The organism is Priestia sp. YIM B13486, from assembly GCF_042787865.1.
Lineage (GTDB): Bacteria > Bacillota > Bacilli > Bacillales > Bacillaceae_H > Priestia > Priestia megaterium.
In genome coordinates, this window is sequence record NZ_JBHZOZ010000004.1 from 18,818 (window position 1) to 41,521 (window position 22,704).

Sequence of the window (22,704 nt, forward strand, 5' to 3'; positions counted from 1 at the left end):
TTCATGTACGTACATCCAAATAATGTATACGCTTTCAAATAATTTCTAAAGTGAACGCACCTTGTACGTTCACTTCTTCCTATTTACTTAGTAATTCAACCGTTTCACGAAGCGTTGTTTTGGCTCCGACATTTCCAGGGAAAATGATGTACGCAATGCCCGGAAACTTACTTTCTTCTCCCGTTACCCATACCGGAATGCCCGGCTTGATTTGTCCAGCAACCGTCGCACGCTTTACGGATAAGCCGTTTACGCCAATATCACTTGACGTAATGCCGCCTTTTGCAACGATAAAGTTTGGACGAACGTTTAAGCGGCGAACAATGCTTGTAACCGCATCTGAAATTTTTACCGATAATTTAAGCTCTTCTTCTTTTTTGCCTTCGCCAAGATCTAAGCGCTCGCGTCTTGTATACACAGCTACCGTTTGACCTTGTGAAATAAGCTGCTCTGCTTCATTGATAATACGATTCACTTCTTCTTCAAACTTTTCAGGTTCTAAGACAAGATGACAGTCAAATTCAATAAATTCAATGAAGCTGCATTTCTTCAATTCTTCTAACTGCTCTGTCGTTTTTTTAACATGCGAACCAACCATAATTAATCCGCCGTTTGACGACTTTTCTTTAATGAGCTCTTCTTTTGTTAAAAGATCTTTGTCGCTCACGCCGCCCATCACTTTTGTTAGAGCCGCAGCGCTGCGATACATAAAGTGCTTTCCAAGCTTCATCGCGCGAAGAAGCGCAATCGTCACAACTTTCACGTCTACATAATCCACTGCGTTCACGATCACTTTGTTAAAGTCTTTCACTTCCATTAACTGATTTGTAATCGTCACTAAATCAAGTGCACGAATGCTCCCGAGCGAAATATATGTCGTATGACTTGCTTTAAATTTCCCTTCTGACTTTTCTTCTACCCACTCGCCTAAATGAGACTTACTGTAGCCAAACGTACGGTCTTTTGCAAACTCCGTTTCTCCTGCCGGCACTAAGTAGTCTTCATCTTGCACGTAGTGAATGTTATCAACTGTGAATCGTCCGCCTTCTTTAAAGAAAGGAAAGATAACTTCGCCGTCAAGCACTTGATTGGAATGCTGTTCAACCGTTTTCTTTAACACTTCTGTTTCTAGCGGATAGTGACCGCGAAGAGTCGAATCACCTCTGCTGATAATTAAAAACTCTTTATCTACTTCAGCCGCTACTTCTGTAATAACAGCGGCAATGTCCGCGTGGGCTTTTTCCGTTTCAGAAGCGGTAAATCCACGTGAATTTGTTAGAATAAAAAACATTGAATTTTCTTCTAAAAACCCTTGCTTGATGCTGTCTTTGCTCCAGTCTGTATAGACCGAAATGCCGTTAACGGTTTGAACACCCGTTGGATCATCATCTAGCACAATGATTTTTTGATTAAACGTCAGAAGCTCTGCGTCTAGCATTTTCTGTACAAGTGCTTCATCAACCGCTGGAATGTCTTTAAACACATCGCTTACAAGACGTTTTTCATGTTGTTTAATCATGCTTCCACCTTCTTTTTCACTTCAACGTTTGCTAATTTTTCATAGTACTGTACAATTCCGCCATGATCATCGCTTGCTTTTCCGTCTACTTTTAACGCATGGAAAATTTCCACAAGCTGACTTGAAAGCGGAAGCGGTACGCCAATGTCATGAGCCGTTTCCATCACGTTTGTCATATCTTTTAAGTTAATATCAATGCGTCCGCCTGCTACGAAGTTGCGGTCTAAAATAAGCGGTACTTTTGCATCTAATACAGCGCTTCCTGCTAATCCGCCGCGAATCGCTTGATACATTTTTTCAACGTCAATGCCTGCTTTGGCTGCTAATACAAGTGCTTCAGACATCGCTGCGATGTTTAAGTTCACAATGACTTGATTTGCAAGCTTAGCCGTTACGCCGCTTCCATTGTCTCCAACAAGCGTTACTTCCGTTCCCATCGCATGAAGGATAGGTGAAACGCTTTCAAAGATGTGTTCATTTCCTCCGACCATAATCGCAAGCGTGCCGTCAATTGCTTTTGGCTCTCCTCCGCTAACCGGAGCGTCTAGCATGTGAATTCCTTTTTGTGCAAGTTCAGCCGCAATTTCTTTTGATGCTACAGGCGAAATTGAACTCATATCAATGATAACGCTTCCTTCTTTTGTGCTATGAATTAACCCTTCTTCTCCAAGAACCACGCTTTTTACATGATGTGAAGCCGGAAGCATCGTGATCATCACGTCGCTGTTCACTGCAACTTCAGCAAGGCTTTCTGCTCCAAATCCTCCTGCTGCTTTTACTTCTTCTACTGCTGCTTTATTAATATCGTAAACCGTTACCTCAAAACCTGCTTTTAATAAATTGAGTGTCATCGGTTTTCCCATAATTCCAAGTCCAATAAATCCAACGCGTTTTGTCATTTTCGTTTCCTCCCCTTGTTGTATACGTTTTCAAATACATTTTAAAAAATAATGTATACGTTAAAATATTTTTTGTATACATTTCTGATAATTTTGTATACACTCATCATATTCGCATTTTATTTATTTGTCTAGGCTTTTTTCAAATAGAAATTATTTCTAAAAGCGAAACTTTCCGTCCCACCTTTTCACAAGTTATAGTATGATTTGGGTATACGCGTACAAAATGATCAAAAATAAAGAGAGAAAGAGACGAGATTTCCTCGTGTCGAATGCTAGAGGTGAAGTAGAGTATGTTAAGAAATCAAGGTTCTCGTTCGTCTCATCATCCTTCTTATGAGATGATTCGAGATAAAATTTTAAATGGTGAGCTTGAAGGCGGTACAAAAATCGTCGAAGAAAAATTAGCGAGCGAGCTTGGATTTAGCCGAACGCCGATTCGTGATTCCATCAGGCGGTTAGAATATGAGGGACTGATCGTTCGAAAAAAAGTGGTGTCGCCGACAGAAAAAGACTTACGCAACTTGTTTGAAGTGCGAATGCTGCTAGAAGGCTCAGCTTCTAAAGCTGCCGCGACTTTTTTGTCTGATAACGAATTAGAAGAATTAAAGGAATGCGTAGACATCGGAAGAAACGGCTCGTTTGAAGAAATTATGAGCGCGAATGAACGTTTTCACGCTATTATTGTGAACGCAAGCAACAATGACGTAATGATTAATATCATCGACCGCATGCAGTCCATCATTTACTTATTCCGTCATACCGTGGTGTTTTACAACCGCCCGTTTTTAATTGACGAACACGAAGACATTTATAAAGCTATTAAAGAACGCAATGCTGAAAAAGCCGAAGCGTTAATGCAAGAGCATCTTCAAAAAGACTTAGAGTTTTGCCTGCACTTGCTTCAGAGAAGACAATAAAAAAGCTGCCAATCGGCAGCTTTTTTATACGTACATCTTTTCCTTTGTAGAAATGTCAGCTAACTGTCCGCTGCTGTTTTTGAACACCACGTGTTTCCTTGAAAACTTCGTTGGCGAATCAATACCGGCTGCTGCGGCTAAATTAAACAATCCTTCACGAAGTGACAGCACGTAGTTGCACACGCGGTATGATTTTTCTTCAATAATAAGCGCTTTTTGCAGCTTTGGATCTGTTGTAGCTACGCCTACTGGACAACGGTTATTGTGACAAACCTGCGCTTGAATACAGCCAACAGAAAACATAAAGCCTCTGGCAATATTAACGCAGTCGGCACCCAGCGATAAAGCCGTTGCAACTTTATCAGCTGTTAACAGCTTGCCCGATGCAAAAAGCTTCACTTCATCACGAACGCCATACTTTTTAAGCAGTTCATCCACAAAAGGAAGTCCTGAAAACAGAGGTACGCCCGCTCCGTCTGCTAATTCTTGAAACGATGCCCCTGTTCCTCCTTCTGCTCCGTCAATCGTAATAAAGTCAGGACCGCTTCCCGTCTCTTTCATATACGCCGCCATTTCTTCAAGATCGTTTGTGTTTCCGACAACCATTTTAATGCCTACTGGCTTGCCGCCTACATCTCGAAGTTTTTCAATAAACTGAAACATTTCAGGATATGACGCAAACTCTTTAAAACGGTTTGGGCTGTCTACCGATTCTCCTGGCTTCAAGTTGCGGATTTCAGCGATTTCTTCCGTTACTTTTGAACCATCTACGTGACCGCCTCGCGTTTTAGCTCCTTGGGCGAGCTTGATTTCAAACGCTTTGATTTGTTCCATTTCACTTTTCTTTTTAAATTCTTCCCATGAAAATTCGCCTTCTTTTGTCCGAACGCCAAAAAGCCCTGGACCAATTTGAAAAATAATATCAACGTTTCCTTTTAAATGATACGGTGACAGTCCGCCTTCTCCCGTGTTCATCCACGTGCCGCCTGCTCGTCCTAACCCTAGGGATAAAGCGGTAATCGCATGGTCACCAAGCGCACCAAAGCTCATGCCTGATTGACCGATTAATCCTTTTACAACAAACGGCTTTTTGCATGAAGGACCTATAACGACCGCATCTTCATCTCGCAAATAAAATGGATCCGCTTCTTTTACTTCGCGGTGCTCTCTTCGGCTGAATAAGTTATCGGCGTCCATTTTATATACTTTTGTTTTAATTTTTGTCGTATTATCCGCTTTCATTTCATCGCGCTGCTTTGGAAACACCGCGTTTCGAATATAATAGCCCGGTTCGTTAAAATCACGCTCTGAGCCAAACCCCATCATTCGGTTAAGGTATTTACCTGACTTAACGGTTTGTTCATATTGATTTCTAGAAAACGGCTTGCCTTCGTTATTATTTAAAAATAAATACTGACGCAGTTCAGGCCCCATTTTCTCAAAAATATAGCGCATCTTCCCGAGCAGCGGATAGTTTCTCAAAACCGAATGCTCTTCTTGTTTTTCATCTTTCATCCAAAGAATAATAGCGATAATAACCGGCACTATAATCACAAGCATCATTACCCCGCCAAAAATAAGTAAAATGATTTCAAACACTCCCATAATATCCCTCCTAAAAAGACTCTCCTGTACGGAGAGTCACTGATTAAAGCATTCTGCTTAGTCCTTTACGAAGCGGCGGCATTTCAAGCTCGTGTTCTTTGAAAAACTTTTTCATGATGTGCTTCGAATAATTGGCTGCTTGTCCAAATGAAATTTTGCCTGGAAGCGGCGGTTCATCCGCGACAACCACATCAATCACAACAGGAACAGTCGCAAGCGCTGCTTTTTCAAAAGCGGTTTCCAACTCCTCGTATTTTTCAACACGATAGCCAATCCCTCCGCATGATTCAGCGAACTTCGCAAAGTTCATTTCACCAAGCTGCGTTTGATAATCCAAGTGGCCTTGAATGGCTTGTTCGTATTTAATCATGCCGATTTCACTGTTATTAAGGACGACTACAACGATCGGCAGCTTGTACTTCACAGCCGTCACAAAATCTTGCATGACCATCGTAAAGCCTCCGTCACCGCATACGGCTACCGATTGTTTTTCAGGATGGGCAAGCTTTCCTGCAATCGCAGCCGGAAGTCCGCAGCCCATCGTTGCCAGCCAGCTTGAAATGACAAATTTTTGATTCGTCATGCGGAAATGTCTCGCCATCCACACCGTCACGTTCCCGACATCAACAGATACAATCGCATCATCATCAACGATTTTTTGAAGCTTAGGAATGACTTGCTGCGGCTTGATTGGCGTACTCACTTCATTTTCTTCTTTTTCTACGTGTTTCCACCAGTTTTCCATATTGACTTGACACTCTTCTAAGAAACGGCGGTTTTCTTGGTAATCTAAATTATGCGCAAGCTGCGAAAGCGTCGTTTTAGAGTCTCCGACTAATCCAATCGATACAGGATAGCGTCTGCCAATTTGTGTGGCGTCAGAGTCCAGCTGAATCGCTTCAACGCCGTCTGGTAAAAACTCACGGTACGGAAACGACGTGCCCACCATAATCAATAAGTCGGTTTCTTCCATTGCTTCATACGCCGGCTTTGTCCCAATTTGCCCGAGCTGCCCTAGGTTATAAGGATGATGATCAGGCAGTATTCCTTTACCCGGAAGCGTAAAGATAATCGGCGCCGCAATTTTTTCTGCAAACTGTGCTAACTCAAGCTTGGCGTGCTTTGCGCCTGTTCCTGCTAAAATAACCGGTTTTTTTGCGTATTTAATGGCTAAAAGTGCCTTGGCTACATCTTCAGGGTCACTGTGAGAAATGGATTTTGATACATTAGCAATTGGCGTTTTTTCATCAATTTTAATCGTTGAAGACGGAATATCATCTGGAATAACTAATACGGCGACGCCTTTTTTAGCGTAAGCCGTTCGAATCGCTTGCTGAAGCAGATGCGGAAACGATTCAGGTGAGTCCACTCGGTGATTAAATACCGACACATCGTCAAAAACCCGTTCTAAGTTCACTTCTTGAAACGATTCATTGCCAAGCTTCGCACGAGGCACCTGTCCGGCTAGCACTAGCACCGGTGCACCGTCTGCTTTGGCATCGTATAAGCCGTTTAACAAATGAATTGCACCCGGCCCTCCAATCGACAGACATACGCCGATTTTGCCTGTGATCTTAGCGTAAGAAGATGCCGCCAGTGCACCTACTTCCTCGTGACGGACTTGAATAAATTCAATTTCATCTTTTTCACTGCGCAAGTTGTCCATAAAATGATTGATTGAATCTCCCGGCATACCGAAAATGTGATCGATATTCCATTCTTTTAACACGGACATAGCTGCTTTTCCAGCTGTAGTTTTTATCATATTCAGCCTTCCTTTCTTTAACTTTGTTTCTATTCCATACCACAATGAAAGAAAGACAAAACAAGGGACTTTCCCGTTTTTATGGAAAAGTCCCTTGTTTTCAGCTAAATAATTTAAATAAACTAAATTTTTTCATCGGCTCAGGGTCTAATTGATGCACCGGACGACCATCGATAATCGCTTCTGCATTTTCAATAAAAAAATAAAGTTCTGAAGCACCGTACATATCGGAAATGTAATCATACGCTTTTGAAAGTGAATAGTCGTGGTAATTGCGAGCATGAACGCCAGAGGCAATCACGTGGGCTAAGCGGTATTTAATAAATGTACACGCCGCTTTTCTTTCTTTTTTTCCATTTAAACCAAGAATACTAGCCGCGCTTAGCTGAACGAGTACGCCTTTTTTAACAAGCTCATACAAACGCTCGGGATGATCTCGGAAAATTGGATGACATTCTGGTGAACGAAGAATAGGCACAATGCCTTTTGTTAGAAGATCAGACAGTATCTTTTCAAAATAAGGTGAGATATCGTATTCAGGCAGTGAAAGAAACAAATATTTATCGGTGTGATTAAGTGTAAGAAGCTGATTCCGCTCATAGTTTCGCAGAAGCTGAGGTGATAAAGGGACAAGCTGACCTGGTAATACTTGAAGAGGAATATATGAATTTGTAAGCCATTCATTAGCTGCGTTCACATAGAGAAATAAATGGTGTTTCATAAACTCTTGATCGCTATCATAAAGCGGCGTAGCCACAACGGACTGAACGCCTTGATCCGCTAAGGAGCGTGCCATCTTCAAAAAGCCGTCTACTTCCTCAGGTCCGCTATCGATATTAGGCAATATGTACGTATGAATATCAATCACTTTATTTCCCTCCCTGCGTTTTGTATAGCTCTATTCTACGACGATTTTAAATACGAAACTATGTATTCTTCTCGACATTTACCACCACGAACCCCGGAAAACCGCGTACTTTCCTGTCATCTACTTAACTAACAATATTTTACTATTACTCTTTGTGAAAACGCAAACAAAATTTGTAAAATAACTCCAAATAATGATGATAAAAGAAGGGATTTAAATAGGTCTTTGTATGCAAATACCCTGATTAAACAGAAGTTAATCAGGGTACAAAGGGAAAGTTTAAAAGATTCCTAGGAATTTTGTTTTTTTGATGCGTTCAGGCTCTTGTTTATAAACAGCCTTCCCACTCGCAATGGCTTCAGCATTTTCCATGAAATGATAGAGCTTACTGTTGCCGTATTTTTTGGACACGGCAGAATAAGCTTTTTGCAGGCCGTACTGCTGGTAATTTTCACGATTCACGCCAGATGCAATAACGTGTGCTAATCCGTGATCAATGAACTGATAAGCGGCTTTTTTAGCTTTACTCCCGTTGCCGCCCAGCACACTTTGTGCAGACAGCTGAACGACTGCTCCATTTTTTACGAGCTTGTACAAGTTTGTAGGATTATCTATAAATAACGGATGGCGTTCAGGCTCATTTAAAACCGGCACGACTCCCTTTAACTGCAGCTCATATGCAATATTTTCTACTACTTCAATTTCCATATCTTGCGGAATCTCCAAAAACATATACTTTTCATTTTCATTTATAGTCATCTTATAGAAATCTTGATTAAACAAAGTCATATGATTGGTGGCAGTTACTTTTTGTCCAGGTAAAATGGTTAGTGAAATAGAAGCTTTTCGCAGGTATTCATTTGCAAACTCTACCGCTGATGTGCAGCTTGAAGCAGGTCCTTCATATTTAGGCGTCGCAACCACTTTTGTTATTCCTTGCTTCACTAATGCATCTGCCATCTGCAAAAGTTCATCGTGGCTCTTAGGTCCATTTTCCATCTCCGGCAAAATGTATGTATGTAAGTCAATCATTTGTTTGTCTCCTCTTTCTATGTCTCAATTCATGGGTAATATTCCATAAATTATATTATAACATAAGGAACGAATGAACTTTTCCATATACAGGAAGACACCTTCTTATGTGCATGTTTGAAGTCTTAAAAGCTATATTTTCGTCTTAAAATGCATAATATCGTCATTTTTAGTTCATTATACCTATAAAAAATAAGCAGATTAACCGAGAGGGGCAATCTGCTTATTCTTATAATTCTGATGGTGTATTGGTAAAATACGTTTCCAAATACTTAGCCCATCGTTTTTCTCCACCGTCATTAGGTTGGCCAGGCGTTTCCGCTAAAAACGTTAAAATATCTTTGGAACGATAGTCAGGCCAAGCTGTCCAATGATTAAGATATTCATATCCGTTTTCTTTAGAAAATTTCTCTAGTGCCTTTACGTCATTTGGGTAGTTTTCTGCCTTATATACTGGTGCGGATGGCTGTAGAATCGTAACTAGCTCACTGTTCTGATTTTTTAAACGGCTTATAATGACGTTAATATTTTCTAGCGTATTATCGATACCTACTACTCCGTTATCATTTAATAGGAACGGCTCAAATAATAAAACGTCTGGCTTTTCATCCAAAATTTGTTTATAAGTCCCGTTGTTTATAAATTTCAACGTCGTCATGTCTGTATATTCATATACTTGTGTATCCATTAAATCTTCACCGTAAGTGCTTTTCAGGTTTTCCTTCAGTAAAGTTCCCCAGGTTTTCTGTACCTTCTCTTTAGGAGCAGAGGCTACAATCACTAGCTTCATAGGTTTTTTCGTTTTTTCTGCTTGCTCTATTTTTGCTATCACCGATTTCGGAAGGTTTTGCGTATACTGTTTCCACGAAGCTTCTTCACCTTCTGCATAACTAGAATTTTCTATCTTGATTGGCCTTACCGCCGATTGCTCAGAAGCTTGGTGATTCCAATATATTTTACCTGCTACTAAAGATGCTACAAGCACAACCAAAGCTAGAATATTGACCCATATTTTCATAAATTGTCTCCTCTACTATATCTTTCTTTTTTGCTTTTATTATAATATAATTTGAGAATAAGTGGATAAAAATAAGTCAATATGTCATATTTTTATAGGCTTACTGTTATGTATAAAAAACAGATAAGAATTAATGAAGTACATAAGTAATTCATTTATTTTATCAATATATTAAGCAAAGGAAGAGAAACCGATTATGACAGAGCCTCAAACTCGACGACGTAAAAGAAGAAAGCCAAAGAAAAAACGCGCTTTAAAAATTACTATGGCCATTATTTTAGTACTAATTCTCGGTGTAGGTGCTTATGCCTACAGCATTTGGCATTCAGTTGAAAAGACTTTTACACAAACCCATGAGCCGTTAAACCGTGATGTTTCAGAGAAACGCTCAGAAAAAGTGTCATTTAGTAAGCGTGATCCGATCTCCATCCTGCTTCTAGGAGTAGATCAGCGCGCTGGAGATCGCGGCCGTTCAGATTCGTTAATCTTAATGACCGTAAATCCAAAAGATCAATCAATGAAAATGGTTAGTATCCCTCGTGATACGCGTACAGAAATTGTAGGAAAAGGCACCACGGACAAAATTAACCACGCCTATGCATTTGGAGGCGTAGATATGGCTGTTAATACGGTGGAGAAATTCTTAGACGTGCCCGTAGATTATTACGTACAGGTTAACATGGAAAGCTTTAAAGACATCGTAGATGCAGTGGGAGGAGTTACAGTTAACAACGACCTGAACTTTGATTATGACGGATACAGCTTTAAAAAAGGAAACCTTACGCTTGATGGAAAAGAGGCCCTTGCTTATTCACGTATGCGTAAACAAGATCCTCGAGGAGACTTTGGACGTCAAATGCGTCAGCGTCAAATTATTGAAGGAGTTATTGAAGAAGGAGCAAGCGTTCAATCTCTTGCTAACTACGGCACAATTCTAGATACAATTGGAACAAACGTTAGAACAAACCTTACATTTGATGACATGAAACAAATTCAGTCTAACTACAAGGATGCACGTCATAACGTGGAACAGCTTCAAGTCGATGGAAAAGGTGAAAAAATCAATGGCATTTACTACTATGCAGTATCAGATGCTACTCGCCAAGCTCTTTCTAGCAAATTAAAACAGCATTTAAATATTAACTAATAAAAAAAGTGATGAAGAAAACTTCATCACTTTTTTTATTGAAAATGAATGTTATACGCGTACTTTCTCTTGTTTTAACAATTCTTCCATAAATACAAGGAGATTTTCACGTAAATCTTCGTGTTGAAGAGCAAATTCCAAAGATGTTTGAATAAAGCCTAACTTTTCTCCTACATCATAACGCTTTCCTTCAAAATCATAGGCAAATACGCGCTGAATTTCATTTAGCTTTTGAATCGCATCTGTTAACTGAATTTCGCCGCCTGCTCCTACTTCTTGCTCTTCTAAGAACTTAAAGATTTCCGGTGTAAATACATAGCGTCCCATAATAGCGAGATTAGAAGGGGCCGTTCCTGGTGCTGGTTTTTCAACAAACGAATTAACCTGGTAACGGCGGCCCTTACTTGAAGTTGGGTCAACAATACCATAGCGGTGCGTTTCATTATCAGCAACAGTTTGAACACCAATAACAGATGATAATGTTTGTTCGTATTCATCCATTAACTGACGTAATCCAGGCGTTTCTGCTTGTACAATATCATCTCCTAGCAATACCGCGAAAGGCTCGTTGCCAATAAAGTTACGCGCACACCACACTGCGTGCCCTAACCCTTTTGGATCTTTTTGGCGAATGTAGTGAATTTCTACGTTTGAAGACTGACGAACTTTCTCTAGCAGTTCAAACTTTCCTTTTTCAGCTAAGTTTTGCTCTAGCTCAGGTGCATTGTCAAAATGATCTTCAATCGCACGTTTGCCTTTACCTGTTACAATAATAATATCTTCAATGCCTGATTCAATTGCCTCTTCAATAATATATTGAATCGTTGGCTTATCGACGATTGGAAGCATCTCTTTTGGCATTGCTTTTGTTGCTGGTAAAAAACGAGTTCCTAATCCTGCTGCTGGAATAATGGCCTTTTTAACTTTTTGCATGTTCATTTCTCCTTTTAAATACGTAGTTTAATATGAATAAATCACTTTAAAAAATGCCTAAAAACTTTTTCTTTTTAATAATCTCCGGAGGCTCTTTGTAGCACATTTGACCCTGTATCACATACTGAGCATTTTCTAGAAACGTATATACTGTATCCTGTCCATGCTCACTTTCTATAGCTTCTAAAGCTTCCCTCATATAAAACGAGCGGCCTTCAAGGTTATGAGCATCAGAGGATACAAAGTGTACGAGATTTGATTGAATTAGCTGATGAGAAAACTTTTTAATTTTTTTCCCAAAACGCCCCGTCACGCTTCCAGCTGTTACTTGAGCAAGCGCTCCGTTAGTAATAAATTTATACAAAAGGTCAGGCTCTGCGAGCAAACGGCTATTCCTTTCGGGATGCACAATAATTGGAATCAGCCCTTTTGATTGAATATCAAACAACAATTGCTCTGCATAGTGCGGCACCTGACTTGATGGAAATTCTATAAATAAATATTTCCCCGTATCGTTAAGCGTCAAAATTTTATCTGCTTGATAATCATCAAGGATTTCACCGTAAAGCCGTATTTCCTGTCCAGGTAAAATCGTTAATGGAATCTTTTCCTGCTTCAATAGTTCATTTAATTTCTGAACATATTGTACGATATCTTTTTTCTCGTTAAGATAGCGACCATTCTGATGATGAGGTGTAGCTACGATTGTATGAATACCTTCTGAAACGGCTTTTTGGGCCATTTTTAAACTAATTTCTTCATTTAAGGCGCCATCATCTATACCCGATAGAATGTGACAATGCAAATCAATCATCTATGATCCTCCTTTCCAATACCCTACCTTAAGACCTAATTAAAGTAGTGTTATAGTAGCATATTTTTTTCTTTATTTCTATGTGTTTTTTGTTAAATTCTTCATATTCATAAAAAACTATATGCTAGATTCATATATAAATAAGACCTCGAAACGATTACGTTCCGAGGTCTTATTGCATATAGGCTAAGCAAAATCTAAAATTCACTTAAAAAATTAGTTACTTCCATAATAATAATAGTAGTTTCCACTGTCTGCTTTACGGTTATTTAACACTGCGCCAAGCAGCTTTGACTTTGCATGAACTAGCAATTCTTTTGCTTTTACAGCCGCTTCTTTTTCTGTTTTCCCACTGCTTACTACTAAAATAGAAGCATCTACTTGATTAGCTAAAATTTGAGCGTCCGCAACTGCCAAAATAGGAGGCGTATCAAAAATAATCATATCAAACTGCTGCTTCATTTCTTTCAACAGCTCTTCCATTTGAGAAGAGGCAAGAAGCTCAGACGGATTTGGTGGAACAGGGCCACTTGTTAAAACATACAAATCACTAACTTCTGTCCCCTGAACCGCTTGTCCCAAACTAGACTGTCTGGTTAGAACGTTTGTAAGACCACTGTGGTTTTCTAAACGGAATGTGTAATGAGCCGTCGGCTTGCGTAAATCTGCATCAACTAACAATACCTTTAAGCCCTGCTGAGCATAAACAGATGCTAAATTTGAAGCTGTTGTTGATTTCCCTTCAGCTGTCCCACTTGAAGTTAAAAGCAGAGACTTAATATCTTGATCTACACCTGAAAATTGAATATTCGTACGAATTGTACGATACTGTTCAGCAACCGGATCTTTTGGACTGTTATGTGCAAGAAGTCGCCGCTTCAATGTCAGCATCTTGTCATTTTTGTTTTCTTTACGAGCCAAATGTCTCACCTCTTTGCGGTACGCGAGCTTTTACATCAGGACGCTGTACGTTTGTTGCTTTAGGTACATCCTTAATATTTGTAATGACGCCCATTACTGGAAGCTCCAGAATATTTTCAATATCTTGCTCTGTTTTAACGGTATTATCTAAGTACTCTAATAAGAACGATAATCCGATACCTACCATTAAACCTACCACCAAGGCAATTGCAATATTTAAGACAGGCTGGGGTTTGACAGGGCTTTTACTTGCTGCAAGATCCGCCTTGGATAGAATACTAACATTATCAATATTCATATTCATAATCTTAGGCACTTTTTGTTGAAAAACAGATGCTGTCGTATTAGCAATCTCTGTTGCTCGCTTCGCATTTGTGTCTTGAACAGTAATTAGAGCAACCTGCGAATTTTCAGCGCTAGTTACTTGGATTTGTCCACTTAAAGATTTAGCTGAGCCATCTAATTTTAGCTCCTCAATAACTGTATCTAAAATAGCAGGACTTTTGATAATATCATTGTACGTGCTAATTAATTGAACATTCGTTTGCACAGCCCCCGCATTATACAACTGCTGCTCTGACTTAGCCTGATTTACAAGAATCTGTGTACTTGTTTGATATACGGGTGTTAATACAAAAAAGCTAATAACTGCACTAATGGTTGCTGCGATAATTGCTATTAATGCAATAAGCCATAAACGCTTACGCAATACTTGAAACAAGTCTCGCAAACTAATTGTTTCTTCCATGATTGACCTCCGAACGTAATAGCTTGTAGTAACATAGACATACTTTTCATTATACTTGACAAAATATACAATTACTATATGCTTTCGTCAATATAGTCATTATTTTACTACTTGTTTTTTTTATATCGGTGTCGATAAAAGATTGTTTACACTTTCCATTACTTTTTCTTCTAATATTCTTAGAGACTTTTCACTTTCGTTTAATGAATCTTTCTTTACACCAAAATAGAATTTTGCCTTTGGCTCCGTTCCGGAAGGGCGAATTGTAAACCAAGAGCCATCTTCTAAATGGTATTTAAGTACATTTGACTTTGGTAGCTGAATGGCTTCAACATTTTGATCGAACATGTTTGTTCTTTCACTAATAAGGTAATCCTCAACAGTAGCTACTCTTAAACCCGCAACTTGTGTTGGAGGGTTAAGACGAAACTCAGTTAAAATACTAGCAATCTGTTCTGAGCCATCTTTTCCTTTTAATGTTAGTGACTTCAGCGATTCTTTATAAAAGCCATACGTTTCAAAAATTTCTACTAAACCTTCGTATAATGATTTCCCTTGTGCTTTATAATATGCTGCAACTTCAGCTGCAAAAACTGCTGACTGAACAGCATCTTTATCACGCACAAAATCTCCAATTAAATAACCATAGCTTTCTTCATATCCGAATTGAAATTGATATTTTTTTGTTTGTTCAAATTCGTTAATTTTTTCTCCAATAAATTTAAACCCTGTCAATGTATCAATCGTCGGTAAACCAAAACTCGAAGCGATAGTACGACCAATTTCAGATGTCACAATGGTTTTTACGACAATTCCATTTGTCGGTAAGATACCTTGTTGTTTCTTTTGTTTTAATAAATAATGAAGCATTAAAGCTCCCATCTGATTTCCTGTAAGTACTACATATTCACCTTTTTCGTTCTTTACAGCTACACCCAATCGATCTGCATCAGGATCTGTTCCCATAAGAATATCAGCATCAATTTCTTTGCCATACTCGATAGCTAATTCAAAAGCCTCATGTTCTTCCGGATTAGGTGATGTTACCGTTGAAAAATTAGCATCGGGAAGCTCTTGCTCTTTTACAACTGTCACATTCGTAAAACCAAATGCTTTTAACCCATCACGAACAGGTTTATTAGCTGTGCCGTGTAAAGGTGTAAAGACAATTTTTAAGTCTTTCCCTACTTCTTCAACAATTTCACGATTTAACTGGATTGTCTGCAGTTGTTCATTATAAGCAGCATCTACTTCTTCGCCGATGTAAGTTAATAAATCGTTCTGAAGAAGTTCCTGCTCTTCTTGAACAGGAATCGTTAACTCATTTTCCACTGCGTTCACATATGAAATAATAGTGTCAGCAGCAGCTGGAGGAAGCTGTCCACCATCTTCTCCATACACTTTGTATCCATTATATTCAGGAGGATTATGGCTTGCTGTAATGACAATGCCAGCAAAAGCAGCTAAATAACGAACAGCAAAAGATAACTCAGGCGTTGGGCGCAATTCATTAAAAATATATGTCCTAATACCATGTTGTCCTAATACTTTTGCTACTTCTAGTGCAAATTCAGGGGATTTATGGCGAGAATCATATGCCACAACAACTCCACGCTTTTTAGCTTCTTCCCCATTTTCTTCTATATAAGACGCTAACCCTTCTGTTGCCTTACGAACCATATAGATGTTCAAACGATTCGTCCCAGGACCAAGCTCTCCTCGCATTCCACCTGTTCCAAACTCTAAATTTTTATAGAAAGCATCTTCTGCTTTTTTTGAGTTTTCTTTCACTGTTAGTAATTCATCTTTTAATTCTGTGTTTAAATCATCAAACGTTAGCCACTTGTCTAGCTGTGCTTTCCATGTCACGTTGACGACCTCCTTTACTATTTGGATGTGACGCTATTAATTGAACATTACCTCTAATGGTGAAAGACTGCATTTGGTTTGGAATAATGAAGTGATCTCCTGACTTAATTGAGTATTCCGTATCTTCAGAAATTATTTCACCTTCACCACTGATAACACTCGCTAATGTAAAATACGCTTCTTGGGTTAGTGACAAAGAATTTTTAATATCCCACTTGTATACGGTAAAATAATCTTCCTCAACAAACGTTGTAATACTGCCTCCAGAAGTTTGCGCGACTGCTGGCTCTACTTTTGCTGCAGTATGAGGAACAGTCGTTACTTCAATTGCTTTATTTAAATGAAGCTCCCGAGGCTGCCCGTCTTGTCCCGGACGATTATAATCATAGACGCGATATGTAGTGTCAGAGCTTTGCTGCGTTTCTAGTACAAGTGTACCTTTACATAAAGCATGTAAAGTTCCACTAGGTACATAGAAGAAGTCACCGGGCTTAATTTTTACTCTTTGCAATAAGCCATTCCAATTTCCTTCTTCAATTAATTGAATAAACTCTTTTTTGGATTGAGCATGATGACCGTAAATCATCTCTGCATTTTCATCACAATCAATAATGTACCAGCATTCGGTTTTGCCAAGCTCTCCGTTCTCAAATTCACCTGCATATTCATCATTTGGATGAACCTGTACCGATAGGTCATCATTTGCGTCTAAAATCTTAGTTAAGAGTGGAAAACGATCACTATCAAAGTGTCCAAACAGTTCTGGCTGTTTTTCCCATAGCTCTCCTAAGGTTTTTTCTGCTAAATAACCTGATGCCACAACGCTTTGACCATTTGGATGAGCAGAAATCGCCCAACATTCACCTGTTTGTGATGAAGGAATCTGGTATCCATAAGTATTATTCAGTTTTTCTCCTCCCCAAATACGCTCTTGAAATAGTGGTTTTAGAAAAATAGGCTGTTTCAACTTTTGTACATCTCCTCTAAAATTACATAATAAACCAGTCATAAAATCAAAAAGAGTAGGAATAATCCTACTCTTCAGATATTACTAAGCCTTTCTTGTACTTAGTACATGATCCTCAATCTCTTCCCAAGACATAAACAGCCTTACAATATCTTCTTCAATTAATTGAGAGCCCGTTTGCACTTCAATAATTTCTAAATCCGTAATAGCTTTGACTGCATGCTTATCTCCAGCTTGAATCTGGATAACATCCCCTGTTTTAATTGGACGAACCTTATCATTTAAAACAAATTCACCTTCACCTTTAATAATCGTCCACACTTCATCTCGGTGGTCATGCAGCTGATAGCTTAAGTTTTTACCTTCATCGATGCCGATACGCTTTGTCAAAACTTCTTTTCCTTCTTCTAGCTTCGTATAGTCAAGTACACGGTACCATCCCCATCTTCTTTCTTCATACATGGGACGGTTTTCAAATTCTCCGACTAACTCTTTAATTCGTGGACTAGCCTCTTTATCTGATACTAAAATCCCATCAGGGCTCGCTGCTACAATCAAGTTAGAGCCTCCTAATACCGTTACTGGAATATCTAACTCGTTAATTAAGTGAACATTTTCGCTGTCTGCACTTATAACACCTTTTCCGATTTGAGATGTTGCCATTTCTTCAGTTAACGTATTCCAAGTACCTAGATCCTTCCAATATCCATCATATGGAAGAACAACGATATCTTTAGTTCTTTCAACAACTTCGTAGTCAAAGCTAATTTTAGGAAGTGTCTCATATTGCTTTAACAGTTCTTCGTAATCAGTAGATATTCCTTTTTCTTCTAAAATTGATATAACATATCCAAGCTTAAACGCAAACACACCACAGTTCCATAAAGCACCGTCTTCGATTAAAGAAGCAGCTTGCTCTTCAGAAGGTTTTTCTGTAAATCGGCTTACTCTACGATATTCACCGCTACTTTTTTCAGCAGTAGGAACAATATACCCGTATTTAGACGATGGATAGGTCGGCGTAACACCAATTAAAGCTAACTGAGCATCACTATTCTGCACAACCTCTTCTAAGTCTTGAACTCTAGTGAAAAATTGATCATCTACATACGGATCTACTGGTAGAATAGCTACTACCTCATCTAGGTCTGCTTTTTGTACACTGTAGACATAGGAAGCAGCTAGGGCAATAGCAGGAAATGTATCTCTTCTGCATGGCTCAATAATTAAGCCAGCTTGATTATCAAGCTGGCTTTTAATCATATCTTCTTGTGATTTCCCAGTGGCAATAACTGTTGAATCAGCTAAACCTACGTTGCTAATTTGAGTCCAAACACGTTGCACCATAGATTGTAGATATTGATCTTTATCTTCTAATACTTTTAAAAATTGTTTTGAACGGGAATCATTTGATAATGGCCATAAACGTTTTCCGGAACCACCTGATAATAATACTAACTTCATTCTATTACACCCCTGCTTTCACCAGTTTTTTTTCTTTTCTTTCAGCCACTTGCTCTTCTACAAAACTTCGAATTTCTTCTCTAAAGCGTTCTGGAGAGAAGCGTAACGAGTTATCACGGCAATCCTTAGGTGAAAATAAATGTTCTATCTCTTCGTATTTTTGGACAGCTTTTATTATAGATTCGGGAGTTTGCTCTGTAAAAAACAAGCCAGTGGGGTTTTCACACTCACCAAAACCGTTAACCGTTTCTAAAGCTCCGCCTTTTCCATAGGTGATAACAGGTGTACCACAAGCTTGCGCTTCCACTGGTGTAATACCAAAATCTTCTTCGGCGGCAAAGACAAAAGCTTTGGCTCTCTGCATATGATCTTTCAGTACTTCAAAGGATTGGTAACCAAGCATCTGAACATTTGAGCCAGCTTTAGCTTTAATTTTTTCAAAATCAGGTCCAGTACCAATAACAACTAATTTTTTATTAGGCATTTTACTGAATGCTTCTACGATAATGTTAATCTTTTTATAAGGAACCATTCGAGAAGCAGTTAAATAAAAATCTTCTTTTGTCTCTCCTAAAGTAAAAGAAGAAACATCGACCGGAGGATAAACTGTAGCCGATTCACGTCTGTAAACTTTCCAAATACGCTTTCCAATAAAATCTGAATTCGATAAGAAATAATCCACACCATTTGATGTACGATAGTCCCAATTTCGGATTTTGTGTAACATATATTTCGCTAGCATACCCTTCAAGCCTTTATTTAGCCCAGCTTCTTCTAGATATTGATGCTGTAAATCCCATGCATATCTAATTGGAGAATGAATATATGAGATATGTAGCTGATCAGGTCCAGTAATAACTCCTTTAGCGACTGCATGTGAACTAGAAATAATTACATCGTAATTAGATACATCTAGCTGCTCAATTGCCAGAGGCATGAGGGGGAGGTAACTTCTATATTTTTTCTTAGCCATAGGTAATTTTTGAATAAATGACGTATTCACTTTTTTATTCATAATAAAGTCTCGTTGATTATCTGGCATGTAATCAACAAGGCTAAATAAATCAGCATTAGGATATATTTTCAATATTTCTTCTAATACCTTTTCACCTCCAGCGTATCCAACCAGCCAGTCATGAATTATTGCAACTTTCATTTCCATCAAAATACTCCTCTATTATTATTTATTTACAATTAATCACAAAGGATATAACCTCTACATGTACAAATAATTAAGGTTACATTCTTCAAATTAAACACTAACTTCTTTTTTTACTTTGTATTCATTTATACTTGGACGACCAATTGAACGATAATTAATTCCTGCTTCCTTTACCTGAACTAAATCAAAGCAATTTCTACCATCATAAATAAAAGGGGATTTCATATAATTTTGAAATAAATTGACATCCATATCTTTTATCTCAGCCCACTCTGTAAATACAAAACATAAATCTGCGTCTTTTAACGTATCCATAATATTTTGTTCGTACTGTATTTCAGTTGGATATAACTTTTTGAAATTCTCCATTCCTACTGGATCATATACATGTACCTCAGCACCTTCATTTAACAGTAAGCGAATATTAGGGATAGAAGGTGCTTCACGCAAATCATCTGTTCCAGGCTTAAAAGTAAGACCAAGTACGGCTACTTTTACGTTTTTAAAGGTTGTAAAATCCTGTCTTGCCATTTTAATAAGCTTAAATTTCTGTTTTTCATTTACTTCAATTGCAGCTTTAACTGTACGAAGAACATAGCCTTCTTCTTCAGACAACCAATGTAGAGCTTTGGTATCCTTAGGGAAACAAGAACCCCCATATCCAATGCCAGGATTTAAGAACTTATTACCAATTCGCTCATCATAACTCATGGCAGAAGTAACTTCCTCTATATTTGCACCGACAACTTCACACAAGTTAGCAATATCATTTACAAAAGATATCTTTAAAGCTAAAAAATCATTCGAAGCATATTTCACCATTTCTGCGCTTCGACGACTCATAGTCAAAATAGGCTGATTAAATGGTTTATATATATCTACCAATGTTTCTTTAGCACAATCACTCTCTGCTCCAATAACTATACGAGAAGCATTTAAAGTGTCTCTAACAGCTGTACCTTGAGCCAAAAATTCTGGGTTAGATGCAACTTCTACTTCAACATCATGAATTAGGTACTCTTTAATGATTGCCTCTACTTTCTCATTAGTACCAATAGGTACAGTAGACTTTACGACTATAAGGCAATTCCTTTGAACTGTTTCTGCAATTTGGCGTGCAACGGTATAAACGTAATTTAAATTTGCTGAACCATCTTCATTCTCAGGTGTTCCTACCCCTATAAAAATGACATCAGCTTGAGCATACGTGCTTGCGAAATCAGTCGTAAAACATAAATCTTTTGATTTTAAATTTTTCACTATTAATTCATCAAGTCCAGGTTCAAATATAGGGGAGATTCCTTTGTTTAAAATGTCAATTTTATCTTGGATATGATCAACACAAGTTACTTTATGTCCAACTTCCGCCATACATACGCCTGTGACTAACCCTACATATCCCGTTCCCGCTACTGCAATATTAAGCAATTTAAACAGCTCCTTTAAGCTTTAAAAATTCATTTTTTTCAAATTCCCATACTATTAAGCTCAATAATTTTTTGTAATTCGTGCAAAAAAGAGGATAGTTATCAACTCATCCTCTTACATATTATCTACTATACAAATAGATGCTTACTTCAATTTTCTTTACTGTTCTATACATTTTGTGTTAAGCGTAAACCTTTTAAATCCTTTTTTTTGTAAATCGTCCAGATTTGCTTTAAAGTTGAAATTTGGAATACTGACAATAAGATTAAAAGCAATATGTTAGCTATAAATATCCAACTTACTGAGGCAAGGTTGAGAAACGCACCCACCAATAGTAAAGATATTACTATATAATGCTTAGTAACTGAGAATCTCATTCCATTCTTATTAGAAAAATAAGTTCTCGCGATAAAAAAGAATATATATGATATTGATGTTGCAATTGCTGCTCCCACAGCACCAAATTTCGGAACCAGAATTATATTAACTATAATATTGGGTATTATAGCAATTAGCCCTACCCAAATACCAAGATAACTTTTTCTAGAAAAAACGATTCCTAGACAAGTCGTTTCACTCACTGTATATAAAATTGGTTGTAAACATAGAAAAGCTACAAGAAATTTTGCATCTGCATATTCAGGAGACAATAGGTAAACAATTAAATCTTTAAAGACTAAAATTATAACGAATAGTATTGACATTAAAAGTAAAATAGAATCACTAACAATTTTAAAATATTTGATATCTTTACCCTCTTCATACCATCTATAAGCTGTAGGAACCCAAAAGCTTGTAAAACTGAGCTGTACAACAGCCAAGGAAGCAGCAATTTTTAAAGTTGCTGTGAAAATTCCTATTTGATAAAAGTCACTCCAAGTTCGTAAAGATAATCGATCTAAGGAGTTTAACAAGTTAGATAAAGAAGAAGCTAATATTATAGGTAATCCAAACCAAAGCATTCTCTTTAGGAGTTTTTTATCCAATGAAAACTCTTTGTATGAAAAAAGGTATCTATATCGAATTACTAAGTACAAGTCAGCAACAATTTGACCAATTGCTGCCGAATACACTACTGCTAAAAAATCTCTTCTAATAAAAATTACAAACATCAAGGTAAGTAATAAAATAGCTAATTTCGTAAAGATACTAACCAAAGAATATTCAAGAGCTTTCTCTTCCATTCGAAGCGAAATCAATATAAATCTCTCGATTACCATAGAAACAACCATTACTCCAAATAGAATCGACGTAATTTTTAGTTCAGAGCTATTAAACAGTACCTTTGATGTTATGGAAGGAAAAATCATTATAATGATTAATAACATAAACGCCATTGCCAATGGAATGAGAAGAGCATTTTGAAATAAGTTTAATTTTTTAGAAGAAGAATGATATTCTCTTGTATATGCTTGATCAAGACCGAAATAAAAAAGAGTACCAAAAATCATTTGGAATAAAGAAAACATACTTGCTTTTCCATATTCGTTTGGATCTATAAAGTATGTCGTTAAAGGAATTGTAATAAATGTAATAAAAGCACCCGCTACAGGCCCTACTGAAAAACCTAAAAGTTTTTTTATGAAATTGTTCATTGTATTAATAGAATAGTTTCTATTAGTCAC

The 22,704-nt window shown here is 37.9% G+C and carries 19 protein-coding genes; 2 read left to right on the top strand and 17 right to left on the bottom strand.

Features of this window, described 5'->3' with window-relative positions; genetic code table 11:
• Positions 1-79 precede the first annotated feature (79 nt).
• Together ACFX4G_RS12145 and garR are read right to left on the bottom strand one after the other, a co-directional pair.
• Positions 80-1,519 (bottom strand): four-carbon acid sugar kinase family protein, encoded by a 1,440-nt coding sequence (locus tag ACFX4G_RS12145; protein WP_377574941.1) that lies wholly within the window; start codon positions 1,517-1,519, stop codon positions 80-82.
• A complete protein-coding gene (gene garR / locus ACFX4G_RS12150) occupies positions 1,516-2,418 on the bottom strand; it encodes a 2-hydroxy-3-oxopropionate reductase (protein ID WP_098287366.1) in 903 nt (300 codons plus the stop codon). Before garR ends, ACFX4G_RS12145 begins: the two co-directional genes overlap by 4 nt.
• Before the next feature lie 293 nt (positions 2,419-2,711).
• Here garR and ACFX4G_RS12155 point away from each other — a divergent pair, with 293 nt between their 5' ends.
• On the top strand, positions 2,712-3,338 hold the full coding sequence (locus ACFX4G_RS12155) for a GntR family transcriptional regulator (protein ID WP_075422293.1): 627 nt from the start codon (positions 2,712-2,714) through the stop codon (positions 3,336-3,338).
• A 24-nt stretch (positions 3,339-3,362) separates the two neighbouring features.
• Here ACFX4G_RS12155 and ACFX4G_RS12160 read toward each other — a convergent pair whose 3' ends face one another.
• The 5 genes from ACFX4G_RS12160 to ACFX4G_RS12180 all read right to left on the bottom strand — a co-directional run bounded on the left by ACFX4G_RS12160 (position 3,363) and on the right by ACFX4G_RS12180 (position 9,626).
• Positions 3,363-4,943 carry an FMN-binding glutamate synthase family protein gene (locus ACFX4G_RS12160; protein ID WP_377574946.1) on the bottom strand — a complete coding sequence of 527 codons (1,581 nt, stop codon included), beginning with the start codon at positions 4,941-4,943 and terminating at the stop codon, positions 3,363-3,365.
• A gap of 43 nt (positions 4,944-4,986) precedes the next feature.
• Positions 4,987-6,708: a pyruvate oxidase gene (locus ACFX4G_RS12165; protein ID WP_064471433.1), complete on the bottom strand. Its 1,722-nt coding sequence runs from the start codon at positions 6,706-6,708 to the stop codon at positions 4,987-4,989.
• A 100-nt stretch (positions 6,709-6,808) separates the two neighbouring features.
• The gene (locus ACFX4G_RS12170) at positions 6,809-7,576 is read right to left on the bottom strand and encodes a tyrosine-protein phosphatase (protein ID WP_377574951.1); all 768 of its coding nucleotides are present in this window, start codon (positions 7,574-7,576) and stop codon (positions 6,809-6,811) included.
• Positions 7,577-7,855: 279 nt separating this feature from the next.
• A complete protein-coding gene (locus tag ACFX4G_RS12175) occupies positions 7,856-8,608 on the bottom strand; it encodes a tyrosine-protein phosphatase (RefSeq protein ID WP_377574954.1) in 753 nt (250 codons plus the stop codon).
• A 229-nt stretch (positions 8,609-8,837) separates the two neighbouring features.
• Positions 8,838-9,626, bottom strand: a complete 789-nt coding sequence (locus tag ACFX4G_RS12180; protein ID WP_029325014.1) for an SGNH/GDSL hydrolase family protein — start codon at positions 9,624-9,626, stop codon at positions 8,838-8,840.
• A gap of 196 nt (positions 9,627-9,822) precedes the next feature.
• Here ACFX4G_RS12180 and tagU point away from each other — a divergent pair, with 196 nt between their 5' ends.
• Positions 9,823-10,773 carry a polyisoprenyl-teichoic acid--peptidoglycan teichoic acid transferase TagU gene (gene tagU / locus ACFX4G_RS12185; protein ID WP_078081563.1) on the top strand — a complete coding sequence of 317 codons (951 nt, stop codon included), beginning with the start codon at positions 9,823-9,825 and terminating at the stop codon, positions 10,771-10,773.
• Positions 10,774-10,824: 51 nt separating this feature from the next.
• Here the strand turns inward: tagU and galU are convergent, their stop codons facing one another.
• From galU to ACFX4G_RS12235, 10 genes are all read right to left on the bottom strand, one after another.
• On the bottom strand, positions 10,825-11,706 hold the full coding sequence (gene galU / locus ACFX4G_RS12190; protein WP_029325012.1) for a UTP--glucose-1-phosphate uridylyltransferase GalU: 882 nt from the start codon (positions 11,704-11,706) through the stop codon (positions 10,825-10,827).
• A 46-nt stretch (positions 11,707-11,752) separates the two neighbouring features.
• Entirely contained in the window at positions 11,753-12,520 is a 768-nt protein-coding gene (locus ACFX4G_RS12195) for a tyrosine-protein phosphatase (protein WP_377574960.1), read from the bottom strand.
• 216 nt (positions 12,521-12,736) lie between these two features.
• Positions 12,737-13,411 carry a CpsD/CapB family tyrosine-protein kinase gene (locus tag ACFX4G_RS12200; RefSeq protein WP_377575433.1) on the bottom strand — a complete coding sequence of 225 codons (675 nt, stop codon included), beginning with the start codon at positions 13,409-13,411 and terminating at the stop codon, positions 12,737-12,739.
• A 19-nt stretch (positions 13,412-13,430) separates the two neighbouring features.
• The gene (locus tag ACFX4G_RS12205; RefSeq protein WP_377574963.1) at positions 13,431-14,189 is read right to left on the bottom strand and encodes a YveK family protein; all 759 of its coding nucleotides are present in this window, start codon (positions 14,187-14,189) and stop codon (positions 13,431-13,433) included.
• Positions 14,190-14,309: 120 nt separating this feature from the next.
• Positions 14,310-16,058, bottom strand: a complete 1,749-nt coding sequence (locus ACFX4G_RS12210; RefSeq protein WP_377574966.1) for a phospho-sugar mutase — start codon at positions 16,056-16,058, stop codon at positions 14,310-14,312.
• Entirely contained in the window at positions 16,018-17,025 is a 1,008-nt protein-coding gene (gene manA / locus ACFX4G_RS12215; protein WP_377574969.1) for a mannose-6-phosphate isomerase, class I, read from the bottom strand. The genes ACFX4G_RS12210 and manA overlap by 41 nt, the downstream gene beginning before the upstream one ends.
• Positions 17,026-17,109: 84 nt before the next feature.
• A complete protein-coding gene (locus ACFX4G_RS12220; RefSeq protein ID WP_377574972.1) occupies positions 17,110-18,489 on the bottom strand; it encodes a sugar phosphate nucleotidyltransferase in 1,380 nt (459 codons plus the stop codon).
• 4 nt (positions 18,490-18,493) lie between these two features.
• Positions 18,494-19,645 carry a glycosyltransferase family 4 protein gene (locus ACFX4G_RS12225; RefSeq protein ID WP_377575436.1) on the bottom strand — a complete coding sequence of 384 codons (1,152 nt, stop codon included), beginning with the start codon at positions 19,643-19,645 and terminating at the stop codon, positions 18,494-18,496.
• A gap of 96 nt (positions 19,646-19,741) precedes the next feature.
• A complete protein-coding gene (locus tag ACFX4G_RS12230; RefSeq protein ID WP_377574975.1) occupies positions 19,742-21,079 on the bottom strand; it encodes a UDP-glucose dehydrogenase family protein in 1,338 nt (445 codons plus the stop codon).
• A gap of 167 nt (positions 21,080-21,246) precedes the next feature.
• Complete coding sequence (locus ACFX4G_RS12235) at positions 21,247-22,704, bottom strand: lipopolysaccharide biosynthesis protein (RefSeq protein WP_377574978.1); 1,458 nt, start codon at positions 22,702-22,704, stop codon at positions 21,247-21,249.

Coding starts and splice junctions, on each gene's coding strand:
- ACFX4G_RS12145 (WP_377574941.1), bottom strand. CDS start 1,519: ATGATTAAACAACATGAAAAACGTCTTGTAAGCGATGTGTTTAAAGAC.
- garR (WP_098287366.1), bottom strand. CDS start 2,418: ATGACAAAACGCGTTGGATTTATTGGACTTGGAATTATGGGAAAACCG.
- ACFX4G_RS12155 (WP_075422293.1), top strand. CDS start 2,712: ATGTTAAGAAATCAAGGTTCTCGTTCGTCTCATCATCCTTCTTATGAG.
- ACFX4G_RS12160 (WP_377574946.1), bottom strand. CDS start 4,943: ATGGGAGTGTTTGAAATCATTTTACTTATTTTTGGCGGGGTAATGATG.
- ACFX4G_RS12165 (WP_064471433.1), bottom strand. CDS start 6,708: ATGATAAAAACTACAGCTGGAAAAGCAGCTATGTCCGTGTTAAAAGAA.
- ACFX4G_RS12175 (WP_377574954.1), bottom strand. CDS start 8,608: ATGATTGACTTACATACATACATTTTGCCGGAGATGGAAAATGGACCT.
- ACFX4G_RS12180 (WP_029325014.1), bottom strand. CDS start 9,626: ATGAAAATATGGGTCAATATTCTAGCTTTGGTTGTGCTTGTAGCATCT.
- tagU (WP_078081563.1), top strand. CDS start 9,823: ATGACAGAGCCTCAAACTCGACGACGTAAAAGAAGAAAGCCAAAGAAA.
- galU (WP_029325012.1), bottom strand. CDS start 11,706: ATGCAAAAAGTTAAAAAGGCCATTATTCCAGCAGCAGGATTAGGAACT.
- ACFX4G_RS12195 (WP_377574960.1), bottom strand. CDS start 12,520: ATGATTGATTTGCATTGTCACATTCTATCGGGTATAGATGATGGCGCC.
- ACFX4G_RS12200 (WP_377575433.1), bottom strand. CDS start 13,411: ATGCTGACATTGAAGCGGCGACTTCTTGCACATAACAGTCCAAAAGAT.
- ACFX4G_RS12205 (WP_377574963.1), bottom strand. CDS start 14,189: ATGGAAGAAACAATTAGTTTGCGAGACTTGTTTCAAGTATTGCGTAAG.
- ACFX4G_RS12220 (WP_377574972.1), bottom strand. CDS start 18,489: ATGAAGTTAGTATTATTATCAGGTGGTTCCGGAAAACGTTTATGGCCA.
- ACFX4G_RS12225 (WP_377575436.1), bottom strand. CDS start 19,645: ATGAAAGTTGCAATAATTCATGACTGGCTGGTTGGATACGCTGGAGGT.